The following is a 12,619-nucleotide window of genomic DNA, read 5'->3' as shown; positions in this document are numbered from 1 at the left end:
TTCGCGTGTTTGGTAATAAAGGACCCACAATAAAAGCTGATGAAGACTCCAAAACGCATTGAACCGCTGATCGAAGACGGTCTGGTTGACGAGGTGCTGCGACCACTCATGAGTGGTAAAGAAGCAGCTGTTTATGTGGTGCGCTGCGGCAACGAGTTACGTTGCGCCAAGGTCTACAAGGAGGCAAACAAACGTAGTTTCCGCCAGGCAGCCGAGTATCAGGAAGGCCGCAAGGTGCGTAACAGCCGTCAGGCGCGCGCGATGGCCAAGGGCTCGAAATTCGGTCGCAAAGAGACCGAAGACGCCTGGCAGAACGCCGAAGTGGCGGCGCTGTTCCGTCTGGCTGGCGCCGGTGTGCGCGTGCCCAAGCCGTTCGACTTCCTCGAAGGCGTGCTGCTGATGGAACTGGTGGCCGATGAATACGGCGATGCGGCGCCGCGTCTTAATGACGTGGTACTGGAAGCCGATCAGGCCCGTGAATATCACGCGTTCCTGATTTCGCAGATCGTGCTGATGTTGTGTACCGGTCTGGTGCACGGTGACCTTTCCGAGTTCAACGTGCTGCTGACACCGACCGGCCCGGTGATCATCGACCTGCCACAAGCGGTCGATGCTGCCGGCAACAACCACGCGTTCAGCATGCTTGAGCGCGACGTTGGCAACATGGCTTCGTACTTCGGTCGCTTTGCGCCGGAGTTGAAGAAGACCAAGTACGCGAAAGAAATGTGGGCGCTGTACGAAGCCGGCACCTTGCACCCGAACAGTGTGTTGACCGGTGAGTTCGACGAGCCGGAAGAGCTGGCCGATGTCGGCGGGGTTATCCGCGAGATCGAAGCGGCGCGGCTTGATGAAGAGCGCAAGCAAGCGATCCGCGCGGCGGATGACGAGCCTAAAGGCAAATCAGAAGAACCACCCCCACCCCCGTGGATGCAGTGATCGTTTGAACAGAAACCCGGCTTCGGCCGGGTTTTTTGTCTTCAGCACACCACCAATCCCTTGTAGGAGCTGCCGAAGGCTGCGATCTTTTGATCTTGGCGATCGATCAGAACAGGATCAAAAGATCGCAGCCTTCGGCAGCTCCTACAAGGATCGTATGTGAGTACCCAACGCAACACCCAACTGATCATCACCGCCCGGTTGATCTCCGATTTCGGCGCATTCCTCAACATGGTCGCGCTGGCCACCTATGTCTACCTGCTCAGCAACAGCGCCATGAGCGTCGGCATCTTCCTCGCCAGTCGCGTCGGCGGCGGGATTTTTGCCAGCCTCATCGGCACTGCGTTTTACCGGCGCTGGAGCGGTCGCGCGCCGCTGATTGCCTTCGACCTGTTGCGCGCCAGCGTGCTCGGTTTGCTATTAATCGTGCCGGTCAGCCAGCAGGTCTGGTTATTGCCGCTCATTGCCTTCGGCCTCGGCCTGGGCAATTCGATGTTCGCCATCGGCCTCAACAGTCAGCTGCCGCGTTTGATCCCCGCCAACCAACTGCTCAAAGCGAACGCCTGGATCACCTCCGCCTCATCAGCAGCGATGGTCGGCGGCAGTCTCGTATCGGGTTTGCTGGTAGCTGCATTCGGATTTGAAACGGTATTCGCCCTGAATGCCGTGACCTATCTGCTCGCGGCGATGTTGATCGTACCGCTGCGCTTCGACGCGCCCACGATCAACGAGGAACCCGAACGCGGCGAATGGTCAGCGCTCAAGCACGGCTTGCGCAGTGCGCCGGTGATTGCCGCGATGCTCGCGGTGACGATGGCCGACACTCTGGGCAGCGCCGCGCACAACGTCGGTTTTCCGATCATCTCGAAACTGCTCACGCCCGATTCGGCGAGTACCACGTTGGGCCTGATGCTCGCTGTGTGGGCCAGCGGCAAACTGCTCGGCGCGCGCATCGCCAGTCGCCTCAAAGGCTCGGACAATATCCATCTGGAGCGGCGGTTTTTCTTCGGTGTGGCGCTGATGTCTTGCGGCTTCATTCTGATGTTCCAGCAGCACAGCCTCTACGGATTGCTGCTGTTTTCATTGCCGGCGGGGCTGGGCGATGGCTTTTCCGAAGTCGGCCTGATGTCCCGTCTGCAACGCGAGCCCGAGCACTTGCGCCTGCCAATCTTCAGCGTGCTGACGTTGCTGCAAATGACCGGTTTCGGCATCGGCATGCTCATCGCTGCGCCGTTCTACGCGTGGTGGACGCCGGGTGCCGTGGTCATGTTGTTCCACGGTATTCCGCTTTGCACATTGCTCACGGTGAAACTGTTGGCGCTCAAACGCGCGCGGGTTGTGCGCAGCAGCCCGACGCCAGCTCCTTGAGGATCGGGCAGTCGGGGCGATGGTCGCCATTGCAGTGTTCGACCAGGTCTTGCAGGGTGTCGCGCAGTTCGCCGAGTTCGCGAATCTTCTGGTTCAGCTCGTCGATGTGCTGACGCGCCAACGCCTTCACATCGGCGCTGGCACGTTGGCGATCCTGCCAGAGGGTCAGCAGTTTGCCGACCTCTTCCAGTGAAAAGCCTAAGTCCCGCGAGCGCTTGATAAACGCCAACGTGTGCAGGTCATCGTCACCGTAGACCCGGTAACCGCTGTCGGTGCGATGCGCCGCTTTGAGCAGGCCGATCGATTCGTAATAGCGGATCATTTTCGCGCTCAGGCCACTGTGTTTGGCCGCTTGACCGATGTTCATCGGTGCTCCTCCAGATCCTTGGGTTTCCAGGTTTTCAACAGTAGCGCATTGCTCACCACGCTGACGCTGGACAGCGCCATCGCCGCCCCGGCCAATACCGGATTGAGGAAGCCGAACGCCGCCAGCGGAATGCCGATCAGGTTGTAGACGAAGGCCCAGAACAGGTTCTGACGAATTTTCGCGTAGGTCTTGCGGCTGATTTCCAGCGCCGCCGGCACCAACCGTGGATCGCCGCGCATCAGAGTGATACCCGCCGCGTGCATGGCGACGTCGGTGCCGCCGCCCATGGCGATGCCGATGTCCGCAGCGGCGAGGGCCGGGGCGTCGTTGATGCCGTCGCCGACCATCGCGACCACGCCGGTTTTTTTCAGCTCGGCGACGGTGGCGGCTTTGTCGGCGGGCAGCACTTCGGCGTGAACATTGCTGATGCCCAGCGCTTCGGCGACCACGCGAGCGCTGCCACGGTTGTCGCCGGTCAGCAGATGGCTGTGGATATCTCGTGCGGCGAGTTGCTGCACGGCTTCCAGCGCGCCGGGTTTCAAGGTGTCACCGAAGGCGAACAAACCCAGCACTTTCGGCTCGGGACTTTGCTCGATCAACCACGACAACGTGCGACCTTCAGCTTCCCAGGCTTGGGCGGATTCGCTCAGGTTGCCGGTGCTCAAACCACTTTCGTCGAGCATGCGCCGATTGCCCAAGGCCAGACGTCGGCCATCGAGATTACCGGCGATGCCGCGACCGGTCAGCGACTGGCTGTCGCTGACATCCGGCACCTGCAGATTGCGTTCAGCAGCGGCGTCGAGCACCGCTTTGGCCAGCGGATGTTCACTGCCGCGTTGCAGGGCGCCGGCCAGTGTCAGCAGCCTGTTTTCATCACCATCGACCGCGCTGAAATGGGCAATACGCGGGGTGCCGGAGGTCAGCGTGCCGGTCTTGTCGAACACCACAGTGCTGACTTCATGGGCGCGTTCCAGCGCTTCGGCGTCCTTGATCAGAATGCCGTGGCGCGCGGCCACGCCGGTGCCGGCCATGATCGCGGTCGGCGTGGCGAGGCCCAGTGCACAGGGGCAAGCGATAACCAGAACAGCGACCGCATTGATCAGCGCGGTTTCCAGCGGCGCGCCGTACAGCCACCAGCCCATCAACGTGGCCAGGGCAATCAGCAACACGGTCGGCACGAAAATCTGGCTGACCTTATCCACCAGTTTCTGGATCGGTGCTTTCGCTGCCTGGGCGTCCTCGACCAAGCGAATGATCCGCGCCAATACAGTCTCGGCGCCGAGCGCCTGAGTGCGCACCAACAAGCGACCTTCACCGTTGATTGCGCCGCCGGTGACTTTGTCGCCCGGTTGTTTCGGCACGGGCAGGCTCTCGCCGCTGATCAGCGCTTCGTCGGCGTGGCTCTGGCCTTCGATAACCTCGCCGTCGACCGGGAAGCGTTCGCCGGGTTTGACCAGCACCAGATCATTGAGGCGCAGGGCGCTGATGGCGACATCTTGTTCGCGGCCGTCGATCACTTGAATCGCCCGTTCCGGCCGCAAGGCTTCGAGGGCGCGGATGGCGCTGGCGGTCTGGCGTTTGGCGCGGCTCTCGAGGTATTTGCCGAGCAGCACCAAGGCAATCACCACCGCCGACGCTTCGAAATACAGATGCGGCATGCGCCCGGCGGCGGTGGCCCATTCATAAAGGCTCAAGCCGTAACCGGCGCTGGTGCCGAGGGCGACGAGCAAGTCCATGTTGCCGGCGCCGGCGCGCACGGCTTTCCACGCAGCGACGTTGAAACGCGCACCGAAGATGAACTGCACCGGCGTGGCGAGGACGAATTGCGCCCAGGCCGGGAGCATCCAGTGAATGCCGAACGGTTGCAGCAACATCGGCGCCACCAACGGCAAGGCGAGGGCGATCGCGCAGATCAGCGCCCAGCGTTCGTGCTTGAGCTTCTGCTGTTGGTTATCGGTTTGCGGGTGTTCGGCTTGCCAGACGCTGGCCGAGTAGCCGGCCTTGCTCACGGCGTCGAGCAGGGTTTGTTGATCGACTTGGCCGAGCAATTCGAGGTGGGCGCGTTCGTTGGCCAGATTGACGCTGACGCTTTTCACCCCGGGGACTTTGTTCAGGGCGCGCTCGACGCGACCGACGCAGGAAGCGCAGGTCATGCCTTCGATGTTCAGTTCGAGAGTTTGCTGCGGGACGCTGTAACCGGCGCGTTCGACCGCTTCCATCAAGGCCGCAAGGCTGTCACCCGGCGCCTGCACACGGGCCTGCTCGGTGGCGAGGTTGACGCTGACGGCACTGGCGCCGCTGACTTTGCTCAAAGCCCGCTCGACACGCCCGGCGCAACTGGCGCAGGTCATGCCGGCAATCGGCAGATCGAAAGTGATGGAATCGGACATCGGTCGTACTCCCTGTAGTAGATGCCTACAAGGATCAACCTTGCCATGCGGGCAAGGTCAAGCGCCAATCTTCCTACCGTGATCGTTCCCACGCTCCGCGTGGGAATGCCTCCTGTGACGCTCTGCGTCACGCATCGGGACGCGGAGCGTCCATGGCTACATTCCCACGCGGAGCGTGGGAACGATCACGCGCATAAATCAGTATTCGAGATCGGCGCGTTTCAGGTAGACGCCTTCCGAATTCATCGCCAAGCGATACTTCAGCACATCCCCGGCACGCAGTTTGATCTCCTGCGAACCCGGCGCAAGCATGCCCGGGTTGCAACCGGCGACTTGCCCCGGCAGCAACTTCAAGCGCAGCGACACGGTGCCCGGCGGCAGGTTGAAGGAAATACTTTGCTCCTGCAGCAGCCGCGCCGAGAGCTGATCCTGGATGTACACGCCAATCTCGCAGGAGGTCGACACTTCCAGACGCTCGCGGGAGATGATCAGCACCGCGTAATCCTCCCCGGCGGCTTGCACTTGAGGGACGGCGGCAAAGAGGCTGAGCAAGCCAAACAGGCTGAAAGCTGACCAGCGCATGGCTGAATCTCCTGAATTTAAGTCATTGATGCACGCAGCTTGGCCGAGCGCGACGCCGATTGCCAGCCCGGCAGATGATTGCAGAACTTGACCTTGCCATCATGGCAAGCTCGACACTGCCGGCAACCTCACTCAAAGGAGTCATTCCATGCAAGTGTTCAACGTTCAAGGCATGTCCTGCGGCCACTGCGTCAAAGCCATCACCAACGCCGTGCAGGCCAAAGACCCGGCGGCCAGCGTGCGCGTCGATCTGGCGGCGAAAGAAGTGGGCGTTGAAAGTGCGCTGAGTGCCGAGCAGGTGATCGAGGTCATCAGCGAAGAGGGCTACGCCGTCAAACTCGCCTAGAAGCAAAAAGATCGCAGCCTTCGGCAGCTCCTACAGGGGACGCATTCATGTAGGAGCTGCCGAAGGCTGCGATCTTTTGCTGTTTTTATAGTTAGCGAGCTATCGGAATGTTCAAGGCGTCCAGCCGCAGCTAGACTGTCGGGCTGCCGACTTGCCTGACTGGATGCCTGATGAACTTCCGTACCATTTTGATTCTCGGTGCCTTGGCCGCCTTCGGGCCCTTGGCGATCGACTTTTATTTACCTGCATTTCCCGCGATGGCGCTGGCGTTCGCCACCGACGAGAAGCACGTGCAGATGACCCTGGCCGCCTATTTCGCCGGTTTGTCCCTCGGCCAGTTGGCCTACGGCCCGGTGGCGGATCGCTTTGGTCGGCGCATTCCGCTGCTCGTCGGTTTGACCCTGTTCACCCTCGCTTCACTGGCCTGCGCCTACGCGCCGAACCTCGAATGGCTGATCGGCGCGCGCTTCGTGCAGGCGTTGGGCGGCTGTGCGGGCATGGTGATTTCCCGCGCCGTGGTCAGCGACAAATGCGACGCCGTCGGCTCGGCGAAGGTGTTTTCGCAACTGATGCTGGTGATGGGTCTGGCACCGATTCTGGCGCCGATGCTCGGCGGTCTGCTGGTCAACACCACCGGTTGGCAGTCGATTTTCCTGGTGCTGACCGGTTTCAGCGCCCTGGCCGCCCTCGCGGTCGCGCTCGGTCTGCCGGAAAGCATGCCAGCGAGTATGCCGCGCCAACCGTTGTCCGGTGCCTTTCGCCAGTACGCACGCTTGCTGAGTGATCGCGTTTACCTCGGCCACGCGCTGACCGGCGGCATCGCCATCGCCGGGATGTTCGCCTACATCGCCGGCTCACCGTTTATCTTCATCAAACTGTATGGCGTGCCCGCCGAGCATTTCGGCTGGCTGTTCGGCACCAACGCGGCGGGCTTCATTCTGGTGGCGCAGGTCAACGCGCGGCTGTTGGCCAAGCGTGGCCCGGCATTCCTGCTGGCGCGTGCAGTCTGGGTTTATCTGGCAGCGGGCCTGACGTTATTGGCGGTCAGCGCCTTGCACACCGAATCGTTGTGGCCGCTGCTGATTCCATTGTTTATCTGCGTGTCGAGCCTCGGCTGCATCAGCCCCAACGCCGCCGCTTGCGCGATGAACGGGCAGGGCGGGCGCGCCGGCAGTGCGTCGGCGTTGCTCGGTTGCATGCAATTCAGCGTCGCCGCCGGGGCTTCGGCTCTGGTCGGTGTGTTGCACGACGGCACCGCCGTGCCGATGGCGATTGTCATCAGCGTTTGCGGGTTGCTGGTGGTGTGCGTCGCGATGCTGACCCGGCGTCTGCAAAACGCCCGGGCGCTGGCGCAGGCTCAAGCCGAGGTCTGAAACACTCAGCCGGCGGCGCGCTGCCGGCTGCGGTCGGGAATCTGATGGGGCGCGAATATTCGCGCTTCGAGGGTGCGGGTGAAGGCCAGGGCTTCGGCTTCACTGCGGAATGTCACGGCGTGCTGGTCGAGACGAACCTGCCATTGAGACTTTGCCACTTCTTTTATCAGGATCTTCATTGCTGACCTCCTTTGCGTAAAAGATGTACCGCAGAGGCTTCGATTGTAGTCCTGAATACCATCACAATTGTGACAAGGGTCAGCCATCTGACTGACGGCAAAGATCGCAGCCTGCGGCCTCTCCTACACGGCCGCGCCCACTCCACCGTGGCTCTACACCCCTGTAGGAGCTGCCGAAGGCTCGGGCCGCGATCGGACGATCTTTTGACTTTAGAAACTTTCTAAAACAATTTTCCCCTTGGCTTTGCCACTCTCCAGCAACTCATGCGCCCGACGCAGATTGGCCGCATTGATCACACCGAAATGCTCACCCACCGTGGTCTTCAACGTACCCGCATCAATCAGCTCAGCCACACGATTGAGCAGCTTGTGCTGCTCGATCATGTCCGGCGTCTCAAACAGCGAGCGGGTGTACATGAACTCCCAGTGCAGCGACAGGCTCTTGCGCTTGAGCTTGCTCACGTCGAGCGACTTCGGATCGTCGATCAGCGCCAGTTTGCCTTGCGGCGCCAGTGCCTCGACCAATTGATCCAGATGCTGCTCGGTCTGGGTCAGGCTGGCGACGTGAGTGACGTTGTCGATCCCGGCGCGTTTCAGTTCTTCGCTCAACGGCTTGCTGTGATCGATCACCAGATCGGCGCCCAGTTCTTTCACCCAATCGCTGGTCTGCTGGCGAGAAGCAGTGCCGATCACTTTCAGCCCCGTCAGTTGCTTGGCCAACTGAGTGAGGATCGAACCGACACCGCCGGCCGCGCCAACGATCAGCAGGCTTTGGCCTTCATCGGTTTTGCCTTCGCGGATTTGCAGACGTTCGAAGAGCAATTCCCAAGCGGTGATCGCGGTCAGCGGCAGCGCAGCGGCTTCGGCGAAACCGAGGGATTTCGGCATATGGCCGACGATGCGCTCATCTACTGTGTGCAGTTCACTGTTGCCGCCAGCCCGAGCAATGGAACCGGCGTAGAAAACCTTGTCGCCAGCCTTGAACAGCGTCACGTCGCTGCCGACAGCCTTGACCACACCGGCGACGTCCCAGCCCAACACTTTCGCCGCGCCGTGTTCCGGCGCCACGTTTTGCCGCACTTTGGTGTCCACCGGGTTGACCGAGATGGCTTTGACTTCAACCAGCAGGTCGCGCGGGCCGGCGACCGGTTCTGGCAGTTCGATGTCTTGCAGGGACTTGGCGTCGCTGATCGGCAGGGACGCGTAATAGGCGATGGCTTTCATGAGTGGCTCCGTACAGGTAATAGAAGAAGGAATCAGGCAATCGCGCCGAGGCGCTTGAGTTCGAAGTGTTCGATGGTCTGCGCGGCAGTGGCCTGAAAATTCTGGAAATGCGCGCTGGCGTTGTGCGTCTGGAGGATTTCCTCGCTGGCCCAATGTTCGATTACATAAAAAACCTGTGGGTCGGCGAGGTCGCGGTGCAAGTCGTACTGGCTGCAACCGTCCTCGGCGCGGCTCGGTTCAACCAAGGCGCGCAGGGCTTGTTCGAGGGCGTCCTGCTGGCCGGGTTTGGCGATCAGGGTAGCGATGGCGGTGAATGGCTGGGACATGCGCGGCTCCAGAGAAGCGGGATGAATTCGATGAGCGGATGATTAGCTATTTCTCTGCCGGATAAAACCGGCTAAAACAGCAGTCTCTTTCAATATTTTTTTGATAATCGAGGCTGAGGATGCTGCGTTTCGATGACTTGCAGTTGTTTGTTCGGGCGGCGGATCTGGGCAGTCTGTCGGCGGCGGCGCGGGTGATGGACATGTCCGCCGCCGTGGCCAGCGCGGCGTTGAAGCGCATCGAACAGCAACTCGGCGCACGTTTGCTGGCGCGTTCGACCCGCAGTTTGCGCCTGACCGCCGAAGGCGAGGGTTTTCTCGAATACGCGCGGGCGGCGTTGAGCAACCTCGATGAAGGGCGGCGCTTGCTGGCCAGCGGGCAGGATCAGATCAGCGGAATTTTGCAGTTATCGGCACCCTCGGATTTCGGTCGCAATTTGTTGCTGCCGTGGCTGGATGAGTTCCAGCGCGAGCACCCGAAACTGACTGTGCGCCTGCTGCTTGGCGATCGCATCGCCGACCTGTTCCGCCAACCCGTGGACATCGCCTTGCGCTATGGCGAGCCGGAAGATTCCAGTCTGGTGGCCATGCCGATCGCCCCGCACAACCGTCGCGTACTCTGCGCCTCCCCGGCGTACCTGGCCCGACACGGCGAACCGCGTCAGCTTGAACAACTGGCGCAACACAATTGCCTGCTGTACATGCTCGGCAGCCGGGTTCACGACCACTGGAGTTTTCACGACGGCAAGCGCGAAGTCGGGCTGACGGTCAGCGGCGATCGTTTCAGTGACGACGCCGATGTCGTGCGCCTGTGGGCAGTGGCCGGCGCAGGCATCGCCTACAAATCCTGGCTCGACGTCGGCGCCGATGTCCTCGCCGGACGCCTCAAAGTGCTGCTTCCGGAGCTGTTATGTGAGCGCGCTCCGCTGAATTTGTTGTGCGCCCATCGCGCTCAATTGAGTAAGCCAGTGAACCTTCTGAGGGAAATGCTCGCCAGCCGATGCGCTGAATTGAGTAGTCAATTTCCCGCTTTCTCGAAAGTTGATCATTAGTCGCAGGTAAATAGAGAAATTTCTCTCAGCAACAATCACCACCCGTGCAGGCCCCGGCGCGGGACGCAGCCTGTAACCCGCTTATACTAGCGGCCGCCTCATGCCGTACCGACACCCCGATCCACAGACCTTCACCGCCCGTCGCCGGGAACGGGTGACGGGCGCGCAACGGCGACTGATTCAGTGCCCAGGCAGATTGCGTCAGTGGCCAGCATGGCCCCGGTACATGGCGTATTTCGCGTCTTGGCCGACGACTCATTAGTGGTCAAGATGTCTGCGAGCAGTAGACGATACGATTCAACAGGGAGTGAATATATGGAACATGCACCTTGCATCAGCCAGATCGCCACGTTGCTGGCTGACCCCAAGCGCAGTGCGATGATGTGGGCCTTGATGGATGGCTCGGCGCGGCAAACCGAAGAGCTGGCGTTGCTGGCGGGGTTATCGCCGTCCTCGGCCAGCGCTCATCTGGCGCGACTCTCCACTGGCGGCCTGTTGAAAGTCGAAGTGCGTGGGCGCAAGCGCTTTTTCCGTCTGTCGGCGCCCGAGGTCGGCGCGGCAATCGAAGCCCTGGCCAGCGCCACCATCGCCAGCGCACCCCGCGACATTCCCGCCGTGTTCAAACGCGCAACGCCGATTGCCAAACCGCAGACGGCGCCGTCTTCACTGCTGCGCGCACGTTTCTGCGACGACCACCTCGGCGGCACGCTCGCTGCCGATTTGTATCAACGTTTGCTTGATGCCGGCTGGATCGAGCAGATCGAACAGCGCGTGGTGGTCACGCACAAAGGTTCGACACAACTGGCCAAGCGCGGGGTGTTCATTCAGGCGCTGGCCCACCGTAACGTGCAAGTCGCCTGCGCCTGCCCGGACTGGAGCGAAAGACGTCCGCACATGGGCGGCACCCTCGGCGCGGCGCTGTTGCAGTTGTTCATGCAGTCCGGCTGGCTGACCTTGCCCCACGATTCCCGCGCCTTGCAATTGACCTCCACCGGGCAGCGCGAAATCCATCGCTTCGCCAGGGAGACCGAGCTGGAAATGGCGTTGTAGAGCAGTCGCCGCGTCGCCCACGGCTGCGAACAGGTCGCATCCAGCACGAACGCCTGAACGCGATCGCGCACACTCGATCCGGGGACTTTTCGGATGGGGGAGGCGGCATGGACACTCGACACTTCAGTGCGGCAGAGCGGCTGGAACGCCTGCCGATCAGCGGTTATCACCGGATCATTTTCATCATCATTGCCTTGGCGTTTTTCTTCGATTCGATGGATCTGGCGATGATGACGTTTTTGCTCGGCTCGATTAAGGCCGAGTTCGGACTGAGCAGTGCGCAGGCCGGATTGCTCGCCAGTTCGAGCTTTTTCGGCATGGTGCTGGGCGCGTCGTTGTCGGGCATGCTCGCCGACCGCTTCGGGCGCAAACCGGTGTTCCAGTGGAGCATCGTCTTGTGGGGCGTGGCCAGTTATCTGTGCTCGACGGCGCAAACGGTCGAGGCGCTGACGCTGTTCCGCATCCTGTTGGGAATCGGCATGGGCATGGAGTTTCCTATCGCGCAGTCGATGCTCTCTGAGCTGATTCCGGCACAGCGGCGCGGGCGTTATATCGCCTTGATGGACGGCTTCTGGCCACTGGGGTTTGTTGCGGCGGGCGTGCTCTCGTACTTCCTGCTGCCGTTGATTGGCTGGCGCGACATCTTTCTGGTGTTGGCGATACCGGCGGTGTTTGTGTTGGCCATTCGTTTTTTCATTCCTGAATCACCGCGCTGGCTGGAGCAGGCTGGGCATGATGAAGCGGCGGACAAGGTGTTGAACGGCATCGAAGCGCGGGTGCGATCCTCCCTCGGCGGTGCGGCGCTGCCGGAACCGATTCGCTTGCCGCGTACCGTGACGCCGCCGGGCAACTTCTTTTCGGCGCTCAAGCAAATCTGGTCACCGCAGTATCGCCAGCGCACGACGATGATCTGGAGTCTGTGGTTTTTCGCCCTGCTGGGCTTTTACGGGTTGACGTCGTGGCTGAGTGCGCTGCTGCAACAGTCGGGTTTTGCCGTGACGCAGTCGGTGTATTACACGGTGCTGATTTCGTTGGGCGGGATTCCCGGGTTTCTGATGGCGGCGTGGCTGGTCGAGCGCTGGGGGCGTAAACCGGTGTGCATCGTTACGCTGCTCGGCGGCGGGGTGATGGCGTTTCTGTATGGGCAGAGCGCGGTGTTCGGCGGCAACGTGGCGCTGCTGATCGGCACCGGGTTGTTGATGCAGTTTTTCCTGTTCGGTATGTGGGCGGTGCTCTACACCTACACGCCGGAGCTTTATCCGACGTCGGCGCGGGCGACCGGTTCGGGCTTCGCCTCGGCTATTGGCCGAGTGGGTTCGTTGCTCGGGCCATTGGTGACCGGGCTGGTGTTTCCGATTACCGGGCAGGGCGGGGTATTCGCGCTGGGTGCGGCGTGCTTCGCGATTGCGGCGGGGGTGGTGTGGCTGTT

The 12,619-nt window shown here is 61.5% G+C and carries 13 protein-coding genes; 7 read left to right on the top strand and 6 right to left on the bottom strand.

Annotation, left to right across the window (positions count from 1 at the left end; genetic code table 11):
* Nucleotides 1-39: 39 nt before the first annotated feature.
* Complete coding sequence (locus GVL50_RS13200; protein ID WP_053116938.1) at nucleotides 40-936, top strand: PA4780 family RIO1-like protein kinase; 897 nt, start codon at nucleotides 40-42, stop codon at nucleotides 934-936.
* Between the two features lie 159 nt (nucleotides 937-1,095).
* On the top strand, nucleotides 1,096-2,304 hold the full coding sequence (locus tag GVL50_RS13195; protein WP_159813461.1) for an MFS transporter: 1,209 nt from the start codon (nucleotides 1,096-1,098) through the stop codon (nucleotides 2,302-2,304).
* Here the strand turns inward: GVL50_RS13195 and cueR are convergent.
* The 3 genes from cueR to GVL50_RS13180 all read right to left on the bottom strand — a co-directional run bounded on the left by cueR (nucleotide 2,258) and on the right by GVL50_RS13180 (nucleotide 5,643).
* Nucleotides 2,258-2,671, bottom strand: a complete 414-nt coding sequence (gene cueR / locus GVL50_RS13190; protein WP_064387762.1) for a Cu(I)-responsive transcriptional regulator — start codon at nucleotides 2,669-2,671, stop codon at nucleotides 2,258-2,260. The genes GVL50_RS13195 and cueR overlap by 47 nt on opposite strands.
* The gene (gene cueA, locus GVL50_RS13185) at nucleotides 2,668-5,061 is read right to left on the bottom strand and encodes a copper resistance metal-translocating P1-type ATPase CueA (protein WP_159813459.1); all 2,394 of its coding nucleotides are present in this window, start codon (nucleotides 5,059-5,061) and stop codon (nucleotides 2,668-2,670) included. Before cueA ends, cueR begins: the two co-directional genes overlap by 4 nt.
* A 198-nt stretch (nucleotides 5,062-5,259) precedes the next feature.
* The gene (locus tag GVL50_RS13180) at nucleotides 5,260-5,643 is read right to left on the bottom strand and encodes a hypothetical protein (RefSeq protein ID WP_053116942.1); all 384 of its coding nucleotides are present in this window, start codon (nucleotides 5,641-5,643) and stop codon (nucleotides 5,260-5,262) included.
* Nucleotides 5,644-5,791: 148 nt separating this feature from the next.
* Here GVL50_RS13180 and GVL50_RS13175 point away from each other — a divergent pair, with 148 nt between their 5' ends.
* Complete coding sequence (locus tag GVL50_RS13175) at nucleotides 5,792-5,989, top strand: cation transporter (RefSeq protein WP_025111719.1); 198 nt, start codon at nucleotides 5,792-5,794, stop codon at nucleotides 5,987-5,989.
* Between the two features lie 170 nt (nucleotides 5,990-6,159).
* Nucleotides 6,160-7,362, top strand: a complete 1,203-nt coding sequence (locus GVL50_RS13170) for a multidrug effflux MFS transporter (protein WP_159813457.1) — start codon at nucleotides 6,160-6,162, stop codon at nucleotides 7,360-7,362.
* A gap of 5 nt (nucleotides 7,363-7,367) precedes the next feature.
* Here the strand turns inward: GVL50_RS13170 and GVL50_RS28750 are convergent, their stop codons facing one another.
* The 3 genes from GVL50_RS28750 to GVL50_RS13160 all read right to left on the bottom strand — a co-directional run bounded on the left by GVL50_RS28750 (nucleotide 7,368) and on the right by GVL50_RS13160 (nucleotide 9,091).
* Nucleotides 7,368-7,541, bottom strand: coding sequence for a hypothetical protein (locus GVL50_RS28750; protein ID WP_178124187.1), 174 nt, complete (start codon nucleotides 7,539-7,541; stop codon nucleotides 7,368-7,370).
* 210 nt (nucleotides 7,542-7,751) lie between these two features.
* Nucleotides 7,752-8,765 (bottom strand): zinc-binding alcohol dehydrogenase family protein, encoded by a 1,014-nt coding sequence (locus tag GVL50_RS13165; protein WP_159813455.1) that lies wholly within the window; start codon nucleotides 8,763-8,765, stop codon nucleotides 7,752-7,754.
* A gap of 32 nt (nucleotides 8,766-8,797) precedes the next feature.
* A complete protein-coding gene (locus tag GVL50_RS13160; RefSeq protein WP_159813453.1) occupies nucleotides 8,798-9,091 on the bottom strand; it encodes a putative quinol monooxygenase in 294 nt (97 codons plus the stop codon).
* A 119-nt stretch (nucleotides 9,092-9,210) separates the two neighbouring features.
* Between GVL50_RS13160 and GVL50_RS13155 the strand changes: the two genes are divergently transcribed.
* The 3 genes from GVL50_RS13155 to GVL50_RS13145 all read left to right on the top strand — a co-directional run.
* The gene (locus GVL50_RS13155; RefSeq protein ID WP_159813451.1) at nucleotides 9,211-10,140 is read left to right on the top strand and encodes a LysR family transcriptional regulator; all 930 of its coding nucleotides are present in this window, start codon (nucleotides 9,211-9,213) and stop codon (nucleotides 10,138-10,140) included.
* A gap of 315 nt (nucleotides 10,141-10,455) precedes the next feature.
* Nucleotides 10,456-11,190: a helix-turn-helix transcriptional regulator gene (locus GVL50_RS13150; RefSeq protein WP_159813449.1), complete on the top strand. Its 735-nt coding sequence runs from the start codon at nucleotides 10,456-10,458 to the stop codon at nucleotides 11,188-11,190.
* A 107-nt stretch (nucleotides 11,191-11,297) separates the two neighbouring features.
* Nucleotides 11,298-12,619: MFS transporter (locus tag GVL50_RS13145; protein ID WP_159813447.1), on the top strand; the 1,322-nt coding region annotated here is incomplete at its 3' end.

The sequence above is a fragment of the Pseudomonas sp. 18058 genome (assembly GCF_902706155.1).
GTDB classification, from domain to species: domain Bacteria; phylum Pseudomonadota; class Gammaproteobacteria; order Pseudomonadales; family Pseudomonadaceae; genus Aquipseudomonas; species Aquipseudomonas rustica.
Note: the sequence above shows the minus strand (reverse complement) of the source record. Positions and strands in the feature narration are given on the sequence as shown.